A 24,984-nucleotide genomic window follows, 5' to 3' on the forward strand; every position below is an offset into this window, starting at 1 on the left:
CTCCTGCCTGTCATCGCGGTCTCGCCCCTGCACGGGGCTGAAATCCTGCCAAGTCGAATGGATCGGATTGCTCCTCCGGCCTGCTGAGCGTGTCGAGGCGGCCGAAAGGAGGAGAAGTTACAGGCTGCTCTTCAAGCCAAGGTTGATGCAGAGGTGCATTGCAGCAAGCCGCGGCTCATCCTAAACTCATCGGGTCATATGACGCGAACGGAGGCACGATGGATCGGTCGATCCTGAAGAATGCGGACTTCCCGGCGGTCGACCGCCGGCAGTGGCTGGAACTCGTCGCCAAGTCTTTGGGCAAGGATACGGATTTCTCGTCGCTGATCCGCCATACGGACGATGAATTGCCGATCGAGCCGCTCTATGAGCGCGCCAGCGGCGCTTCCGCGCTCACCCGCGTCGATCCCGTTTCCTCGTGGAAGCTGATCCAGCGCATGGACGATCCGGACCCGGCACGGGCCAACGCGCAGGCAAGGGAGGATCTGGAAAAGGGCGCGACGGGGCTTTCCATCATCTTCGCCGGTGCTCCTAACGCCTTCCGCTATGGTCTGCCGGCCACGGCCGAGGCGCTGGAGACAGCCCTTGCCGGATTGCCGCTCGAAGACGTGCATCTGAGGATCGACGTCCATCCGCAAAGCCGCGCATCCGTCGACTGGCTGGCTGCGGTGCTCAAGAAGCACAAGGCCGATCCGGCGCGGCTCAGCCTCTCCTTCGGCATCGATCCCGCCTCGCTTTTTGCGGGAACGGGCCGGCTGCGCATGTCTATCGAGGCGCTGGAAGCTTCCATGCCGCAGTCGCTCGCGGGTTATTTCGTCCTCTCGCTCTCCGGGGTCCTGCTCGAGGCCGATGGCCGCGTTTTCCACAATGCCGGCGCCACGGAAGCGCAGGAACTCGGCATCATGCTCGCCTCGGCCGTCTCGCATCTGAGAATGTTCGAGGAGGCCCGCCAGCCGCTCGTCTATGCCGCGCCGCATATCGGATTCGCGCTTAGCGTCGATCAGGACCAGTTCCTCTCCACGGCCAAGATCAGGGCGTTGCGCAAGCTCTGGACGCGGATGCTGGAGGCCTGCGCAATCGACCCCGCGCCAGTGACGATCCATGCGGAAACCTCGTACCGCATGATGACAGCGCGCGATCCCGAGACCAATATCCTGCGCACCACCATCGCCGGCTTTGCCGCGGCAACGGGCGGCGCCGACTCGATTTCCGTGCTGCCGCACACCATCACCCACGGACTGCCCGACGGCTTTGCGCGCCGGCTCGCGCGCAACACACAGCTCATCCTGGCGGGCGAAAGCCGGTTGGACTTCGTGGCCGATCCCGCGGCCGGCTCCGGCGCCATCGAGGCGCTGACAGACGGGCTTTGCGAAAAGGCATGGGAGGAGTTCCGCCAGATCGAGAAGGAAGGCGGCGTACTGCGCAGCCTCGCCGCCGGTCACATCCAGCGGCGCGTAGCCTCCGCTCACGCCAAGCGCCTCGCCGAATTCCGCCAGGGCGCCCGCAATATCGTCGGCACCACACTTTATAAGGCCGCGCAGGAGCGCCCCTTCGCAACGCTTCCTGCCGCGCGACAGCCGATCCCGACGGACGGGGCGGTGACCTGCATTCCGCTTGCCGCCTCCCGCATCGACGAAGGGCTTGGAGAGCCCACATGATCCCCGACTTTTCCGCCATGGCCTGGTCACCGCCGGCCAAGACGGAAGAGAAATGGCCGGCGGACCGGTGGCAAACGCCCGAGGGCATCGCCATCCGCCACGCCTATGGCAAGGCGGACATCAACAAGCTGCGCTGGCTGGACACCTTTCCGGGGCTGGCGCCGTTCATCCGCGGCCCCTACCCCACCATGTATGTCCAGCGCCCCTGGACAATCCGCCAATATGCGGGCTTCTCCACGGCGGAGGAATCCAATGCCTTCTACCGGCGCAACCTCGCCGCCGGCCAAAAGGGCCTTTCCATCGCCTTCGACCTGGCCACCCATCGCGGCTATGACAGCGACCATCCGCGCGTTGCCGGCGATGTCGGCATGGCGGGCGTCGCCATCGATTCCATTCTCGACATGCGCCAGCTCTTTGACGGGATCCCGCTTGACGAGATAACCGTGTCGATGACGATGAACGGCGCGGTGCTGCCGATCCTGGCGCTCTATATCGTGGCAGCCGAGGAACAGGGCGTGGCGCAGAAGGACCTCGCCGGGACCATCCAGAACGACATCCTCAAGGAGTTCATGGTCCGCAACACCTATATCTACCCGCCCAGGCCGTCGATGCGGATCATTTCGGACATCTTCGCCTATACGGCGGAGCACATGCCGAAATTCAACTCCATCTCCATTTCCGGCTATCACATGCAAGAAGCGGGAGCGACGGCGGATCTGGAGCTGGCCTATACGATCGCCGACGGCATCGAATATGCGCGCGCGGGCCTTTCTGCCGGGCTCGATATCGACCAGTTCGCGCCCAGGCTTTCCTTCTTCTGGGCCACCGGCATGAATTTCTTCATGGAAGTGGCCAAGATGCGGGCTGCGCGCCTCCTCTGGGCCGCTCTCATCAAGAAGAATTTCTCCCCGAAAGACCCGCGCTCGCTTGCGCTCAGAACCCATTGCCAGACCTCGGGATGGTCGCTTGCCGCGCAGGACCCGTACAACAACATCGTGCGCACCATGGTCGAGGCAATGGCGGCGGCGCAGGGGCATACGCAGTCGCTTCACACCAATTCCTTTGACGAGGCCCTGGCGCTGCCGACGGACCACTCCGCCCGCGTTGCCCGCAACACCCAGCTCGTGCTGCAGGTGGAATCCGGCACCACGCGCATCATCGACCCCTGGGGCGGTTCGTTCTTCGTGGAGCGGCTTACCCATGATCTCGCTGCCCGCGCCCTCTCCCATATCGAGGAGGTGGAAAGCCTCGGAGGCATGGCCGCGGCGATCGAGAAAGGCGTGCCCAAGCTGCGCGTGGAGGAAGCAGCGGCGCGCACGCAGGCCCGCATCGATTCCGGCGAACAGCCGGTCATCGGCGTAAACCAGTTCCGCCCGGAAGAGGACATCCAGGTGGATGTGCTCAAAATCGACAATTCGCAAGTGCGGGCGCGCCAGCTTTCCAAGCTGCAACAGCTCAAGGGCACGCGCGACGTGGCGAAGGTGGAGAACGCGCTGGACGAGCTGACGAAAGCGGCCAAAACAGACGGAAACCTGCTCGAATTCGCCATCCGCGCCGCCCGCGCGCAGGCGACCGTCGGCGAGATTTCGCTGGCGCTGGAGAAGGTTTTTGGACGCCACGTCGCGGATATCCGCACGATCTCGGGCGTTTACCGCAAAGAGATCGGCGAGAACGATGCCGTGAAAGAGGCTGAGAGGAAGGTGGCCGCCTTCCGCCAGAAGACCGGTGGATCGCCGCGCATCCTCATCGCCAAGATCGGCCAGGACGGGCACGACCGCGGGCAGAAAGTGATCGCGACCGCGTTCGCGGACCTGGGTTTCGACGTGACGGTGGGGGCGATGTTCCAAACGCCGGCGGAGGTCGCCAGGCTTGCGGCCGAAAAGGACGTGCACATCGTCGGGGTCTCCTCGCTCGCCGCCGGGCATCTCACCCTCATCCCCGAACTGAGCCAGGCGCTCGAAAAGCTTGGCCGCCAGGATATCCTGATCGTTGCCGGCGGCGTTATTCCCCCCGGCGATTTCGAGGCGGTCCGAAAGGCGGGCGCGGCTGATATCTTTCCGCCCGGCACGGTGATCGCCGAGGCGGCTGTCCGGCTCCTCGACCGGCTGCTTGAACGGATCGGAAACCTTTCGGCCGCATAAGCTTTTGCCGGCACTTTCCCTGGGATTCCAATGCCATGATCCAAGTCTACACACTCGATGGCGATCGCCTCACCGGCGCTGAGGTAAAGGTCGGTGATCGGCTTCCCGCAAACGCCCTGTGGATCGACCTGCTCAATCCTTCAGTCGAGGAAGACAAGGCCGTCGAGGACTGGATCGGCGCGTCCGTGCCCACCGACAAGGATATGGTCGAAATCGAGGAATCCAGCCGCTTCTATATGGAAGAAGGCGTTCAGTACCTCACAACCCCGGTGCTTCACGCCACCGGCAGAGAGCACCGCACTGTCTCGCCAATCTCATTTGTGCTCGCGGGCAAGCGTTTGGTCACGGTCCGCTACAGCGAACCCAAAGCCTTTACCCTTTTCGTCAACCGGACCACCAAGCCCGGCAATGGGCTGATTGGGGCCGATTGCACCGGAATGTCGGTCCTTCTGGGCCTGATCGAGGCCATTACGGACCGGCTCGCCGACATTTTGGAAGGAGCGACCGAGGAGATCGAGGCGGCTTCCGATTCGATCCTGCACCGGCATGTGAAAGAGCGCCCGATGAGCACGCTGGAATTCCGGCACACGCTCACGCAGATCGGCGGCCTGGGCGCCTTCCTTTCCAAGGTTCGCGAAAGCCTTTCCGGGATCAGCCGCCTCCTCGCTTACGTGCGGGCGAATACGGAAGACGGTCCTCCTCGCAATGAAATGCGCAACCGGCTCGAATCGCTGGAGCGCGACGCGCGGTCGCTGGAAAACTACGTCGACTTCCTGTCGAACAAGGTGACTTTCCTGCTCGATACCATCGTCGGCCTGATCTCCGTCGAGCAGAACGCCATCATCAAGATTTTCTCGGTCGCCGCGGTGGGCCTGATGCCGCCGACGCTCATCGCCTCCGTCTACGGCATGAACTTCCGCTTCATGCCGGAGCTCGACCTGCCCTGGGGCTATCCCATGGCGCTTGCGGCAATGGTTCTCTCGGCTGTCGTGCCCCTCATCTATTTCTGGAAAAAGGGATGGTTCTAAGCCGCGGTCGTGGATACCGTTGATCAATGGTTCCAACCGGGAGGGCAGGACATGAAGATCGACGGGCAATGCCATTGCGGCCATGTGAGTTATGAAGCGGAGATCGATCCGGAAAAGGTCTCCGTCTGTCACTGCACGGATTGCCAGAAGCTCACCGGTTCGCCCTACCGCGTATCGGTCGCAGCCAGGCCGGAGAACATCCGCATGACCGGCAATCCACCCAAGGTCTATCTGAAGGTAGCAGAGAGCGGCCGGACACGCCGCCAGTATTTTTGCCCGGAATGCGGCTCGCCGGTATTCGTTTGCGGCGAAGATCCCGAAACCACCCCTTGGGGCATTCGCTGGGGAAGCATCAATCAGCGCGGGGAACTCGTGCCAAAGCGGCAGATCTGGTGCCGCTCCGCGCAGCCTTGGGCGGCCAGAGCCTTCGAGGACCTGCCGAGCGCCGAAAGGGATTGAGCGGTCGCTTTTTCCAGCTCTTGTCTTCGCTCGTTCCGATGTTATATCATGCGTTATAACATAGGACGAGAGCCATGAACGTCACCATCCGCAAGATCGGCAATTCGGAAGGGGTCATCCTGCCCAAGGAACTGCTCGACCGGCATAATCTCAAGACCGGAGACGCGTTGGCCATTGTAGAAGAGGGCAGTGATCTCGTGCTGAAGCCCGTCGACGATGCCTTCGAGCGGCAGTTAAAGGCCGCGCACGAGATCATGGACCAGTACAAGGTTGCGCTGCAGAAGCTTGCGGAATGAGCTGGGAGTTCCTGTCCCGGCTCGTCATCGAGGCGATGCATGAGGAGCAGTTGCGCCGTCACGGCGGGGCGCGCGGCATCCGTGATGCGAATGCGCTGGAATCCGCGCTTGCGCGGCCGGAAAATAAACTGGCCTATGGCGATCCGGAGGTGTTTGATTTGGCCGCCGCTTACGCTTTCGGTCTTGCCCGCAACCATGCGTTCGTTGACGGCAACAAACGCACGGCAATCGTCGCGGCGGCGACGTTCCTCCTGCTGAACGGCTACCGCATGACCGCCGATGATGGCGCCGTCTATGCCTTCACCATGGCGCTTGCCGCCGGCGAAATCAATGAAGAGGGCGCCGCCGCCTTCTTCCGCGATTTCACGGTGAAGCTTGAGGGTGAATGACAGGCAGCCCGGACGGCATCGGGCCTATGCCCCTATCCGGCCAGTAGCTCGGTCGGCCGCAGCCCGCCCACTTCGATCCCGCGCCAGTTTTTGAGGACGGGACGCGCCATGACCGCCAGTTGGGCACGCAGCGGATCGCCGGCGGGCAGAAGCCGCGCCAGCGTCTCCACTATCATCACTTCCGCCGCGCGGCCCGCGCCGTCATCGCATTTGAGCGCGATGCCGAGGCCTAGCTCGGGAATGGCGGCGCAGAAGACGCCCTCCGCGCCCGTCTTGGTAAAAATGCGGCCCTTGCCCGCCTCCATCATGGCCGTATCCGCCCGGCCGGTGCCCGCCACATAGAATGGCTCGGCCATGCAGGAGGAGAAAATGCGCCTTGCTGCCTCGGCGCGTCCGCGCGGCAGGCCGGCGCCCGTCGCCATGCGCGCGAAGCCCAGCGCCAGGCTCCTCAGCGGTACTGCGTAGGTCGGGATCGAGCAACCGTCCGTGCCGCAGGCGTCCATGCCCTGCACAGCGCCAGTTACGCCTTCCAGCGCCTCGCGCACCATCTCCTGCAGCCGGTGGCCATGGGCAACATAGCCGCGGCGGTCGATACCCTCATGGCAACAGGTGCAGAGAAAGCCCGCATGCTTGCCCGAGCAGTTGTTGTGAAGCGGCGTAGGCGAAGCGCCGGAGCGGGCCAGCCCGATCGTCGCCTCCTGCCCGAGCGGCCAGTGGGCGCCGCATTCATAGGCGCTCTCGTCCAGTCCCGCCCTGGCGAGCATCTTCGCCGCCAGTTCCACATGGGCGGGCTCACCGGAATGGGAGGCGCAGGCAAGCGCGATCTCACGGTCGCCGAAGCCATACTTATCCGCCGCGCCGCTCTCGACCAGCGGCAGGGCCTGGATTGCCTTGACGGCCGACCGCGAGAAAACGGGCAGCGTGACTTCGCCAATTTCAAGAACCGTGCTGCCGTCGTCATCGACAACGGCGACGGCCCCGCGATGGCGGCTTTCCACGACCCCGCCCCGCAACACCTCAACCAGAACCGGATTATCCATTTTCGCGCCAGATCATAAACCGAGTGCGGGAGCCCTTAGGACGACCTCGGGTTGAATATCAAGTGCTTCCTGTGAATTGCGCGCAGGGATCAATCGACGCGCAACAGCCCTGCGGCGGAAAAGCCGCCATCGATAACCAGCGTATGGCCGGTAATTGCGCCAGCTTCGGGCGAGAGGAGATAGGCTATGGCGGCCGTCATCTCCCGCGCGCTTACGGCACGGCCAAGCGGCGTGCGCTCCAGCCAAGGGCGCTGGCGCTCGGCGTCCTGAATAAAGGGCGAAGCCGTATCCATCGGGCCGACCGCCACGCAATTTACCCGCACGCCGCGGCTGCCCAGTTCAAGGGCCATGACCTCCGTCATCATCTTCACACCCGCCTGGGATGCGCCATAGGCGGTGCAGCCGCTATTGGCGCGCACTCCGCTCACGGATATCAGATTGACGACGGAAAGCCTGTGTCCCATCCGTTCAAGCGCGGCTTCGGCGGCAATGAAGGAGCCGATCAGGTTCACCTCCAGCGCCTCGCGGAAAAGCTCCGCGCTCACTTCTTCGAAAAGCGCTTCGCGCTTGGCGCTCGCGGTGTTGACCAGTGCGGATATCGGCCCCAGCGCGTCCACCACCTCATCAAGGGCCGCGGCCACCTCATCTTCGTCCGTGACATCCACTGCAAGGAAGATCGCGTCAGCTCCCCCCAGGAAATCCTCCGCCTCGCCGAGTGCAGCCTGGTCGGTGTCGATAACGGCCACCTTCCAGCCGTCATCCATAAGCCGTTCGGCGATTGCCAGTCCGCTGCCGGACGCACCGCCCGTGACGACCGCAACGGGGGTCATCTTGCGACCGCCCCGTCCAATTGGAGTTCGTCTGTTCCCATTCCTCTCCTCCTTCCTCTGGACGATAACACATCGAGCGAGGGTGGTCGCCTGGGATGCGAGGACGCGCCGGCCGTAACAAGGGTGGAATGGCTGAAGGCCGCCGACCATATTCTGGAAAAGCCGCTCCTGCCTCCTTATCTGCAGCTATGGACCAATCCGCGCTGACTGATGCTGGATTAAGTCGAAGCTGAATAACCTTTCGGCTTGCGGAGCGTACGCTCGGCAGTTATAAGCCCGCCGTCTGGTTCACGGAGTGTAGCGCAGCTTGGTAGCGCACCTCGTTCGGGACGAGGGGGTCGCAGGTTCAAATCCTGCCACTCCGACCAGCCAGCGCACAGAAACGCGCGCAGATACCATCCCGATCAATGATTGAATGCTGCCGCTCCCTGCTCTCGGGATGTGGCATATTGAACTCGCTTAGGCGCGCGAACCGCGCCGCTGTGCTATTTCGCCGTTCCCAGGGATCGGCGGCTTCAAAGAGGAAACCGCTGGCCTTCCGGCCAGCGGCGCGCATTCATCCAATCCACGACACGCATACAACCGGGACGTCGAATCTCCTGAACTGCTCGACGCACTGGACAAAATGCGATCCAGTAGTGGCCACGTCATCAACAATAAGGCCAATTTTCCCGGCAGGCCTTTCGCCTTCCAATCGCGCTTTGAAACGAAGGCTCTTTTGCGGATGGCTGGAACCTGCGCCTCCCTCTGAAACCGTTTCCAAAACGGGACAAAAGTTGATGTTCATGTAGTTCGCCACAGAACGCGCTATGAGATGAGAGAAATTCTTCTTCTTGCGCGGCGTACCTGAAGGAACAGGACAAACGAAGTTATAGGGGCGTCCATTCGTAATGGCGCACGCGCACTCCGCAATCTCCTCCGCAATAGACCTCAATGCTGCTTCCGACGGATTGGCTTTTAGATTTCGAACCGACGCAATCTGAAGTGGTTTGAGTTGCTTTCTCCAGCTTCGCACGGAGAAATAGCTGACGCTATCCCGAATACGGCGCCGGTTTGTTTGAATCAGACTCGATTTAAGAAATGAAAAGTTCGGGTCCTGCTGCTGACTGTCGTAGATACTATATTGATCATACTGACTTAGATGCTTGCTCACGTATACCCCCGCTCTTCCAATAACTCTCCAGCCCAATGCCTAGGCAGACATTGGCTGCGCGTTTTGCGTTAAGGTTAAGGGCCCCAAGCCCGTGTAACACTACCCCGTTTTTTTTTGTCCCGAAAAGGGACGGCTCATTGAAATTTAGCTTATAGTTAACCCTTACGAGGAAGACTTCGCGCGCTAACAAGTAGAGGGGGTTTTTATGTTCCTAAGTGCAAAGCGGAAGGCGGCCGATCTTCGCCGTAAGCATATAGCTCACGGAGAAACAGATGAGTTGCTCTGTGCAGTCTCGATCGGTCTGGAGGCGTTGGCGGAAGCTCTCCACAGAAACAGCCGCAAAATGCAAATACAGTACGATGAAATTGTTCAAGCGCTTAAGAAATTGCAAGCCGAAAGCAGCCAGTAGTAGCTGAGTGACCTACCTGGGGAATGATTCCCCAGATGAAATGGGAGAATGAATCTCCCCCCTATTCTTCTTCCCATTTCCAAGTGTACTCATGGTTTTTAAGCTGCATTCGAGGTCGGCAGACGACCTGTAACCCGTCAACGAATCCGCAGGGATCCAGCGGCGGCCAGGTGCGGCCTTCGCCAGCAACGCTTCCGCCACCCGGGAGGCGGCCTTGAAGGCGCGGTAGGCTGCTACCGGGCTGCGCAGGCCGTCAAGGCAGTCGCGGCACGCACGAACAGCGCTCCGGTATTCGCGGCAAGTGGTGATGGGCCACGGCCCTAGAAGGCATTCGAGAGCCTCAAACACCGTCGAAACCTTGCGAATATTGTGCTCAAGCCTCAATTCCACCGGCGTCGGGAAAGCTTTGTCGTTCATGACGTGAATGGCCGTTCTGTTCTTTTCTGAATGGCTGAAATTCAACCCCGGTCGAAAACTCGTCGATCGCGAGAAGGTTCCTTCAAAGAAGAAGCATCGGCGAACGAATCGGCGGGCGAACGATAGGTTTCAGGAACAAGCTGAAGGCGGCCGTGGTTCTGTTTGCTTCTTGAACATCGCGTCGTAGGAGCCCCACCATGCGCAAGCGCTCACTTCTTTCCCTGGCCGTCGCCCTCGCCGTCACACCGGGAATGGCCTTGGCACAAACAGGCGGTCCGCAGTCCCCTGGGCCGGATCAAACGCCGCGCTCGGGTTCACCCGAAGATCAGGATTTCGGGGGCGATCGCGACTCCATGCGGAACATGATGCGCGAGATGATGGAAGAGATGATGCGCGGCGCGCCGTCAGCGCAAGAGGAGCGCGATATGCCGCCCGATGGAACCATGAGGCGCGCTCAGCCTCCCCAAAATATGCACCAGCAGAGAGAGAGCGGGCCGCGGCGGTTTGGTCGGGAGCGCCACATGGGGATGGGCATGGGGATGGGCATGGGCTCCAGGGGGTTCCACAGCGCACGGATGAGAATGATGTTCGCGATAGTCGACGCCGATGGAGACGGCGCCCTGAGCATCGAGGAGGTCAACGACTTCCACAGCCGCATCTTCAATGCGGTGGACCAGGATGGCGATGGAAGCGTGACGATGGAGGAAATCGAAGATTTCTTCCACGCCGGTTTCGAGGATGGCGAAAGAGATTAGCCCGCGAAAGCCGCCTCGTAGGCCGCCACCACGGCTCGCGCTTTCTTCGCCACATCTTCCGGCAGCGAGCCGGGCTTATAAAGGCTGGAACCCAGGCCAAAGGTGCGCACGCCCACCGCCTTATAGGCGGCGAAATCAGATTCCGAGACGCCGCCCACCGCGCCGACCCTAATATCGGGCGGCAGGACGGCCTGAATGGCCTTGATGCCGCCCGGCCCGAGCACCGAGGCGGGGAAAAATTTCAGCGCCGAAGCGCCTGCGCGGGCTGCGGCCAATGCCTCTGTGGGGGTAAAGACGCCAGGCATGGTGACCATGCCATGGCTGGAAGCGCGCTCGATGACGGAAGGCTCCACATTGGGGCTCACGAGCAGATTGCCGCCCGCATCCCGGAGCCGGTCGGCATCCTCGAGCGTGAGTACCGTGCCAGCGCCGATCAGCACATTCCCAGGTGCGAGCCGCCGGGCAATTTCGATGGAGCGGAACGGCTCTGGCGAATTCAACGGCACCTCGATCGCCTCGAAGCCTGCCTCAATCAGCGCTCCGACAATGCCTTCCGCCTCCTTCGGTTTCAGCCCGCGCAGAATGGCGATGAGATCTCGCTCGAGGTTTGGCCAAGCTATCCTGTTCATGCGGCTTTCCTTTCCGGCCAGATTGCGAGCGCCGCGCCATGAAGCCCCCGGCGCACCAGCTCCAGTCCATCCAGCATACGGTATTTCAAGCGGGCGATCGCAAATGCCGTCTCATAAGCTTTCGCCTGCGCGCCGCCCGCAATCAACGTCACTTCCGCCGGGGCCTTCAAATCCCGGCGCGCAGCGGCGATTTCCGCCCCGATCAGAAGGCCCGAAAGCCGCGCCTTGGCGTCCGGCGCAGCATCGCCCTCAAGAAGGGCGGCTGCGCGGATGGAAAAGAGTTTTCCCGTAAGCCCAGCGCCACCCAGCATCTCACCGATCGCATGGCCAAAGGCAGGAGAGGCGCTGTCGCCCTCCCCTGCCGTTACCATGTCGTGCAGGATGGAATGCTGGCTTAAAAGCGCGAAGAGCTCGCCCGTCATATAGGTGGTGAAGCGCACAAGCGTCCCCTCCTCCACCAGCGCCCATTTGGAGTGGGTACCGGGCAGGCAATAGAGGCCGGACCGCCGCGTTTGCGCCCAGGCGCCGGCTAGCTGGGTCTCCTCGCCGCGCATCACATCCTCGCGGCCCTTCCCACGCTGGCAGACGCCGGGCAGGATGCGCACGTCGCGGGCGGTCCCATCGATCTTCACGGCATCCTGATAGAGCCCTTCAAGGCTGGCCGGCGCTTGGCGATAGGCCGCCTCGCGCCATCCGCCGCGCGCACCCGCCATGCCGGCAATGATTACCGGCAGGTCCGCGGGCGCGCCAGCCTCGGCCAGATGCGCCTCAACAACGCTCTCGAAGCGGTCGGGCTGGCAGGCGCGCATGCCCTCTCCGCTCGACCGCTCGGCCAGCACACCGCCTTCGGCGTCCAGCAGCCAGAGGCGGAAATTGGTCGTTCCCCAATCAACGGCAGCGCATAAGGGCTCCATGGCGGCGTGCCTTCACAACTCCTTCAGATCTGCCGGAAGCAGGCTTTCCGGCATGTCCTGATAGGCGACCGGCCGCAGGAAGCGGCGGATCGCCAGCGTGCCCACGGAGGTGGTGGAGACGTTGGTGCTCGCCGGGTATGGCCCGCCATGCATCATCGCGTCGCTTACCTCGACGCCTGTGGGAAAGCCGTTGGCGATGACGCGGCCCGCCTTGCGGCTCAGGATCGGCATCAGTGCCGCTGCAAGCGCGGTATCCGCCTCGTCCATGTGAAGAGTACAGGTAAGCTGGCCTTCGACCCGGCGGGCGATCTCAAGCATCTCCTTCTCGCTCCTCGCCCGCACGACAATGCCGAAGGGGCCGAACACCTCCTCATGCAAGGCCGGGTTGGAAAGCCACTCCTCGCCGGTGGTCTCCAGAAGGTCAGGCCCGGCATTGCGGCCCTCCCCCTTGGAGGCAAGGCGCGAGCGCACGCAGTTCAGGCCGATGACCTTGTCGCGCCCGCTGCGATAGGCATTCGCGATGCCTGCGGTCAGCATGGGCTGTTCGGTGATCTGCTCCAGCGCGGTCTGCGCCGCGCCAAGAAAGCTCTCGACATCGCTGCCATCAAGCGCGATCGCCACGCCGGGATTGGTGCAGAACTGGCCGACGCCCATGGTGAGCGAGGCCGCCCAGCCCTGGGCAATTTTTTCGGCGCGCGCGGCAAGAGCCGCCGGCAGCAGGAACTGCGGGTTGACCGAGCCAAGCTCGCCATAAAACGGAATCGGATCGGGCCGCGCTTGCGCCAGGTTGAAGAGTGCGCGGCCGCCACGAAGGGAGCCGGTAAAGCCGATGGCCCGTATCAGCGGGTGCTTTACAAGCGCTTCGCCCGCCTCGTTCGTATTGCTTTGGACGAGGGAGAAGACGCCGGGATGCTGGCCGGTCTTCCTGATCGCGGCTTCGATGGCTTCCGCGACCAGCTCGCCCGTCCCCGGATGGGCTGGGTGGCCCTTGACGACCACCGGGCAGCCGGCGGCAAGCGCCGATGCCGTATCCCCGCCTGCGGTGGAGAAGGCGAGCGGAAAATTCGACGCACCGAACACGCCGACCGGGCCTATCGGAAGCTGCATCAGCTTCAGGTCCGGCTTGGGCAGCGGCTGGCGCTCGGGATTGGCGGGATCATGCCGGCGGTCGAGATACTCGCCATTCTCAATATGGCCCGCAAAGAGGCGAAGCTGGCCGGTGGTGCGGCCGCGCTCTCCATTGATGCGGGCCTCCGGCAGCCCGGTCTCCTGCGAGGCAATCTCGGTGATCGCCTCGCCGCGCGCCTCGATCTCGTCCGCAATGGCGTCCAGGAAGGCGGCGCGCTTCCCGCGGCTCGTGGCGCCATAGGTCCAGAACGCCTCTTCCGCGGCCTTGGCCGCGCGGTCCACTTCCGCCGCCGTTCCGGCAGCGAAGCTGTGGGACGGACCCGTCGCGGGATCGGAGGCGAAGGTTTCTTCACTTCCCACCCACTCACCGGCAATCAGGTGTTTTCCGCGCGGTTTGAAATTTCGGGACATGGCACACTCCGAGAACGCTACTGATGGATGCGAACTTTCTTAATCGTTGAAAGCTTCCACCTCGACCTTTCGACCGAGCAGAAATGCGTCAGCCACGAGCTTCAGCGGGGCCAGGTCGACATCGCCCGCGCCCATTTTCAGAAGCTCCGCAAAACGATGATAGATGCTGTCATATTCGGCCTCCAGCCCGCCCGGATGATCGTCGCCATCCACCGACATCCTGCTGCCGCCATCGGCCAGGACCAACAGGCCCTGATCGGTCTCGACGCGAATCTCCCAGGTCTGCGGTCCCTCCTGCCGCCAGTCGAAATCGGCGGCGACATCGAAGCCCGCGAGGCTGCGCATCCCAAGCTTCGCCGCAATCGGCGTCTGGCAGTTCTCCGGCACTTCAAGCGTCGCGCGGGTCACAAAGACCGGCGGCACGATGGCGGTGAGGATCGAGAGCGCGTTGATGCCCGGATCGAAGACGCCGAAGCCGCCCGCCTCCCAGATCCAGGCCTGGCCCGGATGCCAGCGCCGCACATCCTCCTTCCAGACGATCTCGACGTGGCGGATCGTCTTGCCCGCGAGCCACTGCTGCGCCGGACTCACGCATGGCGCGAAGCGCGAATGCCAGGTGGCGAAGAGCGTGACGTTCTTCTCGCGCGCAAGCTCGATCAGGGCCTCGACCTCGCCGACAGTCATGCCGGGCGGCTTTTCGAGCAGCACATGACGGCCGGCATTCAGCGCCGCCACCGCCATCTCGTAGCGGGGCTCGGGCGGCACGCAAAGGGCAATCGCCGGAATGTCCGGCCGCTCGCCCAGCATGGTTTCGAGATTTGAATAATTGTCTATGCCGTCGACTTGGCCATGCCGGCTGACCGCCGCGGCCAGCTCGAACTCGGTCGAGCGTTCGATAGAAGGCAAATGCTGGTCGCGCGCGATCTTGCCGATGCCCACGACTGCGATTTTCGTGCCAGCCTCATTTACCATGTGCATCCCTTCAGCACTGCGCGCCGTAGATCATCCCCTCTCTGCCCTGCCGGACAGAGGGGGTCGTTCACATTCTAAGTCAATGCGAATCCCTGGCTACCGGGCTGCCGCGGCAGCCCTTGAGGAAGTCGAAATCGGCGCCCGTGTCCGCGCCCTGCACATGGTCGTGAAAGAGCTGAGCGTAGCCGCCTTCCGGCCGCGCGACATTCGGCTTCCATTCGGCCAGCCGGCGCGCCAGCTCCGCGTCTGAAATATCGAGGTGAATGCGCCGGCTGGACACATCGAGCTCGATCATATCGCCGTTTCTCACCACGGCGAGCGGGCCGCCCGCGGCAGCCTCCGGCGAGGTGTGGAGCACCACGGTGCCATAGGCCGTGCCGGACATGCGGGCATCGGAAATGCGCACCATGTCTGTGATGCCCTTTCTGAGTACCTTCGGCGGCAGGCCCATATTGCCCACCTCCGCCATACCGGGATAGCCACGAGGCCCGCAGTTCTTCAGCACGAGGACGCAGGTCTCGTCGACTTCGAGCCTTTCGTCGTTGATCTTGGCCTTGTAGTCGTCGATGTCCTCGAAGACGACCGCGCGGCCGCGATGATGCATCAGATGCGGCGAGGCGGCGGACGGCTTCAGCACCGCGCCCTTGGGCGCGAGATTGCCGCGCAGCACCGCAATGCCGCCCTGCGGGGTGAGCGCCCTTTCCACCGGGCGAATGACATCGTCGTTCCAGTTCTTGACGTCCTTAACCTCGTCCCATATCGGGCCGCCGGAGACGGTGAGCGCTTCTTTGTGGAGCCTACCGCCCTCGCCCAGCAGTTTGATCACCACGGGCAGGCCGCCGGCGTAGAAGAACTCCTCCATCAGGTATTTGCCCGAAGGCATCAGGTTGACGATGGTGGGGATGTCGCGGCCGAGCCGATCCCAGTCGTCCAGCGTCAGGTCAACGCCCACGCGCCCGGCGATCGCCAGCAGGTGGATCACCGCATTGGTGGAACCGCCGATGGCGCCATTGACGCGGATGGCGTTCTCGAAAGCTTGACGCGTAAGGATGTCCGATGGTTTCAGTTCGTCCTTCACCATCTGGACGATGCGCCGGCCCGACAGATGCGCCACCACGCGGCGGCGGCTGTCCGCGGCCGGGATGGCCGCGTTGCCCGAAAGCGCCATGCCCAGCGCCTCGGACATGGAAGCCATGGTGGAGGCCGTACCCATTGTGTTGCAGGAACCGGGCGAACGGCTCATAGCCTGCTCGGCGTCGAGGAAATCCTCCTGGCTCATTGTGCCTGCCTTGATCGCCTCGGACATCTGCCAGAGCGCAGTGCCGGAACCCACGCGCTCGCCGCGGAACCAGCCGTTGAGCATCGGCCCGCCGGAGACCAGGATGGCCGGAATGTCGACACTGGCCGCGCCCATCAGCAGCGCCGGCGTGGTCTTGTCGCAGCCCGCAAGCAGAACGACGCCATCGAGCGGATTGGCGCGCAGCGCCTCCTCCACATCCATGGCGGCGAGGTTGCGGTACATCATGGCCGTGGGGCGCAGCGCGCTTTCGCTTGGCGAGAAGACCGGGAATTCCAGCGGCAGGCCGCCCGCCTCGTAGATGCCGTGCTTCACCCGCTCGGCAAGATCGCGCAAATGCGCATTGCAGGGAGTGAGCTGCGACCAGGTATTGCAGATGCCGATCACCGGCCGCCCGTCGAAGAGATCGGCCGGCAAACCCTGATTCTTCATCCAGGAACGGTGATAGATGTGGTCGCGGGACGTGCCGCCGAACCATTCCTGCGACCGAAGCTTTCGCGGCCAGGGTTTTGGGGTGAAGGTGGTCATGCGTGAGGTCCTTTCCGGGTTCGCCGCCCGGAGTGTGGGTTTGATGTTTCGAAAATGGGAAAGAAAGCGCCCCTGCACACCCCCCTCTGGCCTGCCGGCCATCTCCCCCACAAGGGGGGAGATTGTCTGTCATGGGTGCTTTTCCCAATCGTCAGCGTCGCACAAAAAAGGTCGGCCTTACGGCTGGCGTGATCTCCCCCCTTGTGGGGGAGATGGCCGGCAGGCCAGAGGGGGGCGCGAATGAGCGTAATCATCGGTCTATTTCCGGCCATCCCACTCTAAAGCACCGCCACCTTTGTCTCGCGCTTGCCCTCCCGCTTGTGCGGGTTCCTGAGCGGCAGGCCGAAATCGGGTGCGGAGATCTCGAAGATGTCCCCTTCCCCGCAGGAGATGCCGTCCGCGAAGGAGAGCGTCGCCGTGCCGAACATGTGGACGTGCAGGTCGCCCGGCTGGCAGAAGAGCGTGTATTTGAAGTGATGGTGCTCCAGATTGGCGATGGTGTGGGACATGTTCTCCTCGCCGGAGAGGAATTCCTTCTCCCAGATCACCTTTCCGTCGCGCCAGACGCGGGAGGTGCCGCGAATATCGGCAGGCAGGTCGCCCACCAGAAGCTCGGGGCCGAAGGAAGCGGGCCTCAGCTTCGAATGCGCCAGATAGAGATAATTGATGCGCTCGGTCACATGGTCGGAGAACTCGTTGGCAAGCGCGAAGCCGACGCGGGAGGGCCGGCAATCCCTACCGATAAGGTAGAAGCCGGCGATCTCCGGCTCCTCGCCGCCGTCGAGCGCACAGTCGGGCGAGACGAGCGGATCGCCGGACGCCACAGCCGCAACCCCCGTACCCTTGTAAAACCATTCAGGCTGCACGCCCTCCGTGCCCGGCGCAGGCTTCCCGCCTTCCAGGCCCAGGCGGAACATCTTCATCGAGTCGGTCATGCCGGCCGTATCGGCAGCGGCGTGCATGGCATCGCGCGCGGTAGCCGAGCCGAGATGGGTGAGGCCCGTGCCGGTCAAGAACATATGGGCGGGGTCGGGATGGCGCACCGGCACGTCCAGCGCGCCCTCGGCCGCCAATTTCTCCAGATCGACCGCCTCGCCCAGCCCATGCCGATCGATGGTGGCGGAAAGGGACACGCCCGCCTCGATCGCTTCGAGAGCCAGCGCATAGGTGCTCTGCGCGCCGTTTACGAGCCGCGCGTCGGCGCCCCGGCGGCAGATCACGCCGCCCTTTTTCAGTTGCGAAAGATGCATCTCGATTTCTCGCTCAAGCCGCCTTGTTCTTGTTGTAGACGTCGAAAATCACCGCAGCGAGCAGCACGAGGCCCTTGATGACCTGCTGGTAATCGATGCCGATGCCGAGGATCGACATGCCGTTGTTCATCACCCCCATGATGAAGGCGCCGACCACGGCTCCGGTGATCTTGCCGACGCCGCCCGACATCGACGCCCCGCCGATGAAGACGGCGGCGATCACATCGAGCTCGAAGCCCACGCCCGCCTTCGGCGTCGCCGTATTGAGGCGCGCGGCGAAGATGAGGCCCGCAAGGGCCGCCAGCATGCCCATATTGGCGAAGGTGAGGAAGGTCAGCCGCTCCGTCCGGATGCCGGAAAGCTTCGCCGCCTTCTCGTTTCCTCCCAGCGCATAGATGCGGCGGCCAACCGTGGTCGAGTTGGTGAGGAAGGTGTAGATCACCGTCAGCACCGCCATTGTGATGAGAACGTTCGGAAAGCCGCGATAGGTGGAGAGCAGATAGGAAAGGAATACGATGGCGGCCGCGATCAGCCCGTTCTTGGCGAGGAAGAAGGCGAAAGGCTCATCTTCCATGCCGTATTTGGTATGGCGCTGGCGGTTGCGCATGGCCATGAAGACAAGCGCCGCCGCCGTTATCGCGCCGAGCAGGATCGCCGTCACATTGGGCCGGCCGACGCCGAAGAGATCCGGGATGAATCCGGTCGAGAGCAACTGGAAGGAGCGCGGGAACGGCCCGACCGATTGGCCAGCAAGCACCCACAAAGTGAGGCCGCGGAAAACCAGCATTCCCGCCAGCGTCACGATGAAGGAGGGTATGCGCCAATAGGCGATCCAGTAGCCCTGGGCCGCTCCGATAACAAAGCCGAGCAGCAGGCAGGCCGGAATGACCCCGAGCGGCGAGATATCGTACTGCACCAGCATCACTGCCGCGACGGCTCCCACGAAGCCCGCCACCGACCCCACCGAAAGATCGATATGGCCAGCCACGATGACGAGCAGCATGCCGAGCGCCATGATGACGATGTAGCTGTTCTGAAGGACCAGATTGGTGAGGTTGACCGGCCGCATCAGCGTGCCGTCCGTCATCACCTGGAAGAAGCCCATGATGACCACGAGCGCGATCAGCATGCCGTATTCGCGCACATGGGTCTGCAGGTGGCTGCCGATCGAGGACATCGCCGCTTCGGCCTTGGCCTCGCCGAGACCCTCTGCCGTTTTTCTTTGATGGGCGGACAGCTCAGACATTGGATTTCGACCTCACGATCATGGACATGATCTTCTCCTGGCTTGCCTCGCTTGCGGCGAGTTCGCCGACGATCGCACCCTCGTTCATGACATAGATGCGGTCGCACATGCCGAGCAGTTCCGGCATTTCGGAGGATATCATGAGAACACCCTTCCCTTGCCCCGCAAGCTCATTGATGATGCCGTAGATCTCGAATTTCGCGCCGACATCGATGCCGCGCGTGGGCTCGTCCAGGATCAACACCTCAGGCTCGGTAAAGAGCCATTTGCCCAGAACGACCTTCTGCTGGTTGCCGCCCGAAAGGTTCATCACCTTCTGGAACACGCTGGGCGTGCGCACCCCCAGCGCCCGGCGATAGCGCTCGGCCACCTGACGCTCCTCGGCATTGTCGATCACGCCGTTCCTGGCCACGCGCATGAGGCTGGCGAGCGTGGTGTTGCGCAGAACATTCTCTTCCAGGATGAGGCCAAGCGCCTTGCGGTCCTCCGTCACATAGGCAAGACCGTTCGCAATGGCCCGGTTGACGGTGGAGACATCGATCTCGCTTCCCCGCAGCTTCACGGTTCCCGAGATGTTGCGGCCATAGCTGCGGCCGAAGAGGCTCATCGCGAATTCCGTGCGGCCGGAGCCCATCAATCCCGCGATGCCCACCACCTCGCCCGCGGCGACTGTGAGCGAGACGTTGCGGATCATCTGCCGCTCCGACTGAAGCGGATGCCACACGTTCCAACCGCTCACCTCCAGAAGCGTCTCGCCGATTTTCGGCGTGCGTTCGGGATAACGGTGCGCCATGTCGCGCCCCACCATGTCGCGAATGATGTGCTCTTCGCTGATCTGCTCGGCCTGGCAATCGAGGGTGGAGACGGTGCGGCCATCGCGCAGGACCGTGATCGTGTCCGCAACGCGCTTCACCTCGTTGAGCTTGTGCGAGATGAGGATTGAGGAAATGCCATGCGACTTGAATTCAAGAAGCAGGTCGAGCAGCTTTTCGCTGTCGTTTTCCTGAAGGGCGGCCGTCGGTTCGTCGAGGATGAGCAGCTTCACCTCCTTCGACAATGCCTTGGCGATCTCCACGAGCTGCTGCTTGCCGACGCCAAGCGTGTCGACGCGCGTCGAGGGCTTTTCCCTCAGCCCCACCTTGCGCAGCAGCGCCTCGGTGCGCGCGTTCGTCTCGGGCCAGTCGATCACACCCGCCGTGGCGATCTCGTTGCCGAGGAAAATGTTCTCGGCGATGGAAAGGAGCGGCACCAGCGCCAGCTCCTGATGAATGATGATGATGCCGATCTTCTCGCTGTTGGAGATGCCGGAAAAGGCGACCGGCCGCCCCTCGAAGAAGATTTCCCCCTCGTAGGAGCCGTGCGGATAGACGCCGGAAAGCACCTTCATCAGCGTGGACTTGCCGGCGCCGTTCTCGCCGACCAGCGCATGGATCTCGCCGCGGGCGACCTTCAGGTTGACGTCATCCAGAGCCTTCACGCCCGGAAAGCTCTTGGTGATGCCGCGCATTTCCAGAATGGGTTCCATGGACTTCCATGCCATTGCCCCCTCTCTTGCAAATTCCAAGGACTTAGCTTCGCTAAGCCCAGGAATTTGCTTTCTCCCCCGCCAAGGGGGAGATGACGCCGGCGTGACCGCTTCCGCCAATCGCCAACCCTGGCGAATACATCGGCAAGCCTGCAGGGGCGCCTATCTCCCCCTCGGCGGGGGAGAAAGCGATTTCAACACATTAGCGCAGCTAAGTGTTAGAAATCGCAAGAGAGGGGGTCGCTGTTGCAAACCATTTACGGAATCCGGCTCTTTAAGCCGAGTTCGCTCGTTCCCACTATTGGATCTGGTCCTTGGTGTAGTAACCGCTGCCGATCAGCACCTCTTCCCAGTTGGACTTATCGACCAGCACGGGCTTCAGCAGATAGGACGGCACGACCTTGACGCCATTGTCGTAGGTTTTCGTGTCGTTGATCTCCGGCTCGCCGCCCTGGAGCAACGCATCGACCATGCCGACGGTCACGCGGGCAAGCTCGCGCGTGTCCTTGAAGATGGTCGAATACTGCTCATCGGCGAGGATCGACTTGACCGAGGGAACCTCGGCATCCTGGCCCGTGACGATCGGCATCTTCAGGTCGCCGGACCCGTAGCCCACGCCCTTGAGCGAGGAGAGAATGCCGATGGAGAGGCCGTCATAGGGCGAAAGCACGCCGTTGACTTCCTTGTCCGTGTAATAGGCGGAAAGCAGGTTATCCATGCGCGACTGGGCCACCGCGCCGTCCCAGCGCAGGGTGCCGACCTTGTCCATGCCCATCTGGCCGGACGGGACGGTGATTTCGCCGGAATCGATCAGCGGCTGCAGGACCGACATGGCGCCATCATAGAAGAAATAGGCGTTGTTATCGTCGGGCGAGCCGCCGAAAAGCTCGATGTTCCAGGGCTTCTGGTCGGGGAAGCGTTCCTTCAGACCGTCCACCAGCGAGGTCGCCTGCTGCACGCCGACCTGGAAATTGTCGAAGGTGGCGTAGTAGTCGACATGCTCGCTGTCACGGATCAGGCGATCATAGGCGATTACCTTGATGTCCGCCGCGTTGGCATTCTCCAGTGCGTTCGAGAGCGTCGTGCCGTCGATCGCCGCGATCACCAGGACATTGACGCCCTTGGTTATCATGTTCTCGATCTGCGCGAGCTGGTTCGGGATGTCGTCCTCGGCATACTGAAGATCGGTCTCATAGCCCGCGGCCTTGAACTGCTCGACCATCGAATTTCCATCGGAGATCCAGCGGGCCGAAGATTTCGTCGGCATGGCGATGCCGATCAGCCCCTTCTCCTGTGCCTGGACCACTCCGGTGAGCAGAGTGGCCCCCAGCGCAAGCGAAGCGAATATGGATGCAATCTTTTTCATTTCTTCCTCCCAATGCCAGGGCGCGGCCCCATGGCGATATCAGGCGCTCCCCCTGGTGGCGTTCAAGAACAAGCCGGATCACCTGATCCGTTGGCGAAACTATTGGAGATGGATTATACCAATCAAATGCATTTTTTGTTCTTTTGCATTACAAAACTGGTATGATGCTCCGTATGAAGGACGTCATGTCACGGCTCAAGCTCAGCCATTTCCGCCTTATCGCCGCCGTTGCGGAGCACGGCCAGCTCAGCCCGGCGGCGGCATCGCTCTCCATGACGCAACCGGCAGCCTCGCGCATGTTGAGGGAGATCGAAAGGCTTATCGGCGTCCCTCTTTTCGAGCGGCACGCCAAGGGCATGAGCCTGACGGAGGTCGGCGGGCTGCTGGCGCGACATGCCGAAACGCTGCTCACCGAAATCCGAGAAACCGTCATTGAGGTTGAGGAATTCAAGCTCGGCAAGGGCGGGCGGGTGCGCGTCGGCGCCGTTACGGGAGCGGCGGTGGGCTATGTGATGCCCGCGATTCAGAAACTGAAGGCCACTTCGCCCAATGCAGACGTGCATATCGACGTGGCACCGAGCGACACCCTGATCCCCGAACTCGTCTCAGGCCATCTCGATTTCGTGCTCGGCCGCGTGCCACCGCCTTTTGATCCGCGTAGTTTTGTCGTTTCCCGCGGAAGAAACGAGATCGTCGACCTGGTGGTGAGGCGAAATCATCCGCTTGCGGGGGCCAATGCCATCTCGATCGGCGAGCTCAGCGACTACGAGTGGGTGTTGCAGTCAAGCGGCGCACCTTTGCGCGTGGTCGTGGAGCAGGCGTTTCTGGCCGCCGGAGGCACATTGCCCCGCAACATCATCAACACGACCTCGCTCCTGGCGATGATTGCGCTGCTCGTCACCTCGGACGCAATCGCGCCGCTGTCGCGGGAAGTCTCGGATCTCCTCGGGGGAAACAGCGGGGGGCTGGGGCTTGCTGTTCTGCCCATCCGCGAGGCGCTGGTCGTCGCTCCTTACCACCTGCTTTCGCTCAAGAGCCGGCCTCTATCGCCGCTGGCCTCAAGACTGAAAGAGCTTATCCTGCTGGAACTTGGGGGTTATGATCGGCCTTGATGCCCTGGGCACATCAAATTCTTTCCGCCGTGTGTCTACCCGCATACGCTGACAGCCGGCGCCGTTCCTGATTCGCGCAGATTTGGAAGGAAGCGAGAATGATCCTGTGCTGCGGAGAAGCATTGATCGACATGCTGCCACGCGAAACGGCCGATGGCGAAGCCGCTTTCGTGCCACATGTGGGCGGCTCGGTCTTCAACACCGCGATCGCCCTCGGGCGGCTTGAAGTTCCCGTCTCCTTCTTTTCCGGCCTCTCGGAGGATCTTTTCGGAGTGCGCCTTCAAGACACGCTGCGCGCCAGTGGCGTCGACCTCAGCCATGCCATCATTTCAACCCGCCCGACAACGCTTGCCTTCGTGTCTCTCAACGAGGGCCAGGCGAGCTACCATTTCTATGACGAAAACACCGCCGGGCGAATGCTGTTCGAAGCCGACCTGCCGGACCTGGATGAGAGCGTGGAGGCCATGCTTTTCGGCGGCATCAGCCTTGCACCCGAACCTTGCGGCGGCACCTTCGAGGCGCTGATGACGCGTGAGAGCCCCACGCGCGTCACCATGCTCGACCCAAATATCCGCCAGGCCTTCATCCGCGATCCGCTCGCGCATAAGGCACGCATGCGGCGCATGATGGCGATCGCGGACATTATCAAGATTTCGGAAGAGGACCTTGCCTGGTTCGGAGGCCCCGCTTCGGCCGGAGAGGCAGCACAGGTGCTTCTCGCCGCCGGAACAAGGCTCGTGGTCGTCACCAGCGGCGGCAAGGGCGCGTCCGCCTATTGGCGGGGCGGCAGCTTCGTCATCAGTGCCGTGAACGTGAAGGTCGCGGACACGGTCGGCGCGGGCGATTCCTTCAACGCCGGCATATTGGCGGCGCTCAGGAAAGCGGGCTATCTCAAGAAATCACGCCTCGCCTCGCTGACGACCGAGGTCGTCCGGGATGCCCTCTCCTTCGCCACGCGCGTTGCGGCCGTTACGGTCTCGCGCGCGGGTGCCAATCCGCCCTGGGCGGATGAGGTGTAATTGCGCCCTTTCGCGCCCCCCTCTGGCCTGCCGGCCATCTCCCCCACAAGGGGGGAGATTGCGCTTGCAGCTTGCTCCGTCACCTATTCAGCAAGACCGGTGATCAGCGAAAACCGTCATGAATGCTGATCTCCCCCCTTGTGGGGGAGATGGCCGGCAGGGCAGAGGGGGGCGTGACGGAGCACCGGTGCAACCGGTCTAATCTTGAGCCGCCCGCCCCTCGGCTATGAAGAACGGGTTGGCGAAAGCCTCCAGTCCCTCACCTTCCTTCGGCCCATAGGTAAGCGGTTTGCCTTGAAGCGTAAGCGTGCTGCCACCCGCGGCGCGCAGCACCGCGTCACCGGCTGCCGTATCCCACTGCATGGTGCGGCCGTAACGCGGATAAAGATCCGCCTGGCCGCAGGCAATCATGCAGAATTTCAGCGACGAGCCGACGGAGACGGTTTCCGCGCCGGGATAGCGGGCGATGAAGGCTTCCGTTTCCGGCGTGGAATGGGAGCGGCTGGCCACGATCGCTGGAGGATTGCGCCGCGGGCGGGTATTGATCCCGCGGCGGCTTGTGATTGCGCCGTTGTGGCATTCGGCTTCGAAGGCCGCGCCGGGCCTGCCGGAATAGAGAAGCCCGCGCGCCGGCGCATAGACCACGCCGACCACCGGAGCACCATCCTTCACATAGGCTATGTTGACCGTGAAATCCGGCCTGCGCCCAATGAATTCGCGGGTGCCGTCGAGCGGGTCGACCAGAAAAAATCCTTCGTCGCCGCAGGCCGGCAGCACGCCGCCCGAGGCCTCCTCTTCAGAGACGCACGGCGTCCCCGCCACGGTGGCACGCAGCCCGGCGAGAATGACGCGCTCGGCGGCACGATCGGCTTCCGTCACGGGGGAGGCATCGGATTTGTGCTCGATCTGCACGCCGGCTTCATAATGCGCCATGACCTGACGGCCGGCCGCAAGCGCCAGCTCCTCGAAGAGCGCCAGAAGGGCTGTCTCGCCAGCCATCGACGGAAGGGCG

23 protein-coding genes and 1 tRNA gene are annotated in these 24,984 nt (G+C 62.8%); 10 read left to right on the top strand and 14 right to left on the bottom strand.

All coding sequences use genetic code 11. From position 1 onward, the window contains the following. Positions 1-218 precede the first annotated feature (218 nt). The 6 genes from GNP00_RS03505 (at position 219) to GNP00_RS03530 (ending at position 5,971) form a co-directional block, all read left to right on the top strand. A complete protein-coding gene (locus GNP00_RS03505; protein WP_011580200.1) occupies positions 219-1,658 on the top strand; it encodes a methylmalonyl-CoA mutase family protein in 1,440 nt (479 codons plus the stop codon). After that, positions 1,655-3,799, top strand: a complete 2,145-nt coding sequence (gene scpA, locus GNP00_RS03510; RefSeq protein WP_011580199.1) for a methylmalonyl-CoA mutase — start codon at positions 1,655-1,657, stop codon at positions 3,797-3,799. The genes GNP00_RS03505 and scpA overlap by 4 nt, the downstream gene beginning before the upstream one ends. Positions 3,800-3,834: 35 nt before the next feature. Next, positions 3,835-4,827 (top strand): magnesium transporter CorA family protein, encoded by a 993-nt coding sequence (locus GNP00_RS03515; RefSeq protein ID WP_011580198.1) that lies wholly within the window; start codon positions 3,835-3,837, stop codon positions 4,825-4,827. Positions 4,828-4,878: 51 nt separating this feature from the next. Continuing rightward, a complete protein-coding gene (locus GNP00_RS03520; RefSeq protein ID WP_011580197.1) occupies positions 4,879-5,286 on the top strand; it encodes a GFA family protein in 408 nt (135 codons plus the stop codon). 74 nt (positions 5,287-5,360) lie between these two features. After that, positions 5,361-5,582 carry an AbrB/MazE/SpoVT family DNA-binding domain-containing protein gene (locus GNP00_RS03525; RefSeq protein ID WP_011580196.1) on the top strand — a complete coding sequence of 74 codons (222 nt, stop codon included), beginning with the start codon at positions 5,361-5,363 and terminating at the stop codon, positions 5,580-5,582. Continuing rightward, a complete protein-coding gene (locus GNP00_RS03530; RefSeq protein WP_011580195.1) occupies positions 5,579-5,971 on the top strand; it encodes a type II toxin-antitoxin system death-on-curing family toxin in 393 nt (130 codons plus the stop codon). Before GNP00_RS03525 ends, GNP00_RS03530 begins: the two co-directional genes overlap by 4 nt. Positions 5,972-6,003: 32 nt before the next feature. Here the strand turns inward: GNP00_RS03530 and GNP00_RS03535 are convergent, their stop codons facing one another. Both GNP00_RS03535 and GNP00_RS03540 read right to left on the bottom strand, forming a co-directional pair. Further along, entirely contained in the window at positions 6,004-7,011 is a 1,008-nt protein-coding gene (locus GNP00_RS03535) for an asparaginase (RefSeq protein ID WP_011580194.1), read from the bottom strand. Positions 7,012-7,100: 89 nt separating this feature from the next. Further along, positions 7,101-7,841 carry an SDR family NAD(P)-dependent oxidoreductase gene (locus GNP00_RS03540; RefSeq protein WP_011580193.1) on the bottom strand — a complete coding sequence of 247 codons (741 nt, stop codon included), beginning with the start codon at positions 7,839-7,841 and terminating at the stop codon, positions 7,101-7,103. A 291-nt stretch (positions 7,842-8,132) separates the two neighbouring features. Here GNP00_RS03540 and GNP00_RS03545 point away from each other — a divergent pair. Next, a tRNA-Pro gene (locus GNP00_RS03545) sits at positions 8,133-8,209 on the top strand. Between the two features lie 188 nt (positions 8,210-8,397). Here the strand turns inward: GNP00_RS03545 and GNP00_RS03550 are convergent. Both GNP00_RS03550 and GNP00_RS23805 read right to left on the bottom strand, forming a co-directional pair. Continuing rightward, entirely contained in the window at positions 8,398-8,994 is a 597-nt protein-coding gene (locus GNP00_RS03550) for a phosphoribosyltransferase (RefSeq protein WP_157038021.1), read from the bottom strand. Positions 8,995-9,415: 421 nt separating this feature from the next. Next, positions 9,416-9,820, bottom strand: coding sequence for a DUF982 domain-containing protein (locus tag GNP00_RS23805; protein WP_011580191.1), 405 nt, complete (start codon positions 9,818-9,820; stop codon positions 9,416-9,418). 197 nt (positions 9,821-10,017) lie between these two features. Here GNP00_RS23805 and GNP00_RS03560 point away from each other — a divergent pair, with 197 nt between their 5' ends. Continuing rightward, positions 10,018-10,575: an EF-hand domain-containing protein gene (locus GNP00_RS03560; protein ID WP_011580190.1), complete on the top strand. Its 558-nt coding sequence runs from the start codon at positions 10,018-10,020 to the stop codon at positions 10,573-10,575. Here the strand turns inward: GNP00_RS03560 and GNP00_RS03565 are convergent. The 9 genes from GNP00_RS03565 to chvE form a co-directional block, all read right to left on the bottom strand. Next, positions 10,572-11,204 carry a 2-dehydro-3-deoxy-6-phosphogalactonate aldolase gene (locus tag GNP00_RS03565; RefSeq protein WP_011580189.1) on the bottom strand — a complete coding sequence of 211 codons (633 nt, stop codon included), beginning with the start codon at positions 11,202-11,204 and terminating at the stop codon, positions 10,572-10,574. The two genes, GNP00_RS03560 and GNP00_RS03565, sit on opposite strands and share 4 nt — an antisense overlap. Next, the gene (locus tag GNP00_RS03570) at positions 11,201-12,118 is read right to left on the bottom strand and encodes a 2-dehydro-3-deoxygalactonokinase (protein ID WP_011580188.1); all 918 of its coding nucleotides are present in this window, start codon (positions 12,116-12,118) and stop codon (positions 11,201-11,203) included. Before GNP00_RS03570 ends, GNP00_RS03565 begins: the two co-directional genes overlap by 4 nt. Before the next feature lie 12 nt (positions 12,119-12,130). Continuing rightward, positions 12,131-13,657, bottom strand: coding sequence for an aldehyde dehydrogenase (NADP(+)) (locus GNP00_RS03575; protein ID WP_011580187.1), 1,527 nt, complete (start codon positions 13,655-13,657; stop codon positions 12,131-12,133). A 39-nt stretch (positions 13,658-13,696) separates the two neighbouring features. After that, positions 13,697-14,629, bottom strand: coding sequence for a Gfo/Idh/MocA family protein (locus GNP00_RS03580; RefSeq protein ID WP_011580186.1), 933 nt, complete (start codon positions 14,627-14,629; stop codon positions 13,697-13,699). Positions 14,630-14,708: 79 nt separating this feature from the next. Beyond that, a complete protein-coding gene (gene araD, locus GNP00_RS03585; protein ID WP_011580185.1) occupies positions 14,709-16,454 on the bottom strand; it encodes an L-arabinonate dehydratase in 1,746 nt (581 codons plus the stop codon). Between the two features lie 278 nt (positions 16,455-16,732). Further along, positions 16,733-17,704: an AraD1 family protein gene (gene araD1, locus GNP00_RS03590; protein ID WP_011580184.1), complete on the bottom strand. Its 972-nt coding sequence runs from the start codon at positions 17,702-17,704 to the stop codon at positions 16,733-16,735. A 13-nt stretch (positions 17,705-17,717) separates the two neighbouring features. Then, positions 17,718-18,881 (bottom strand): multiple monosaccharide ABC transporter permease, encoded by a 1,164-nt coding sequence (mmsB, locus tag GNP00_RS03595; protein ID WP_049764919.1) that lies wholly within the window; start codon positions 18,879-18,881, stop codon positions 17,718-17,720. 61 nt (positions 18,882-18,942) lie between these two features. Continuing rightward, a complete protein-coding gene (gene mmsA, locus GNP00_RS03600) occupies positions 18,943-20,490 on the bottom strand; it encodes a multiple monosaccharide ABC transporter ATP-binding protein (RefSeq protein ID WP_011580182.1) in 1,548 nt (515 codons plus the stop codon). A gap of 283 nt (positions 20,491-20,773) precedes the next feature. Beyond that, positions 20,774-21,841, bottom strand: coding sequence for a multiple monosaccharide ABC transporter substrate-binding protein (chvE, locus tag GNP00_RS03605; RefSeq protein WP_011580181.1), 1,068 nt, complete (start codon positions 21,839-21,841; stop codon positions 20,774-20,776). Positions 21,842-22,014: 173 nt separating this feature from the next. Here chvE and GNP00_RS03610 point away from each other — a divergent pair, with 173 nt between their 5' ends. Both GNP00_RS03610 and GNP00_RS03615 read left to right on the top strand, forming a co-directional pair. Beyond that, a complete protein-coding gene (locus GNP00_RS03610) occupies positions 22,015-22,953 on the top strand; it encodes a LysR family transcriptional regulator (protein ID WP_041545133.1) in 939 nt (312 codons plus the stop codon). 98 nt (positions 22,954-23,051) lie between these two features. Then, entirely contained in the window at positions 23,052-23,972 is a 921-nt protein-coding gene (locus tag GNP00_RS03615) for a carbohydrate kinase family protein (protein ID WP_011580179.1), read from the top strand. A gap of 198 nt (positions 23,973-24,170) precedes the next feature. Here GNP00_RS03615 and cysQ read toward each other — a convergent pair whose 3' ends face one another. Continuing rightward, positions 24,171-24,971 carry a 3'(2'),5'-bisphosphate nucleotidase CysQ gene (cysQ, locus tag GNP00_RS03620; protein ID WP_041545132.1) on the bottom strand — a complete coding sequence of 267 codons (801 nt, stop codon included), beginning with the start codon at positions 24,969-24,971 and terminating at the stop codon, positions 24,171-24,173. Positions 24,972-24,984: the final 13 nt, after the last annotated feature.

Source organism: Chelativorans multitrophicus (assembly GCF_011317445.1).
Lineage (GTDB): Bacteria > Pseudomonadota > Alphaproteobacteria > Rhizobiales > Rhizobiaceae > Chelativorans > Chelativorans multitrophicus.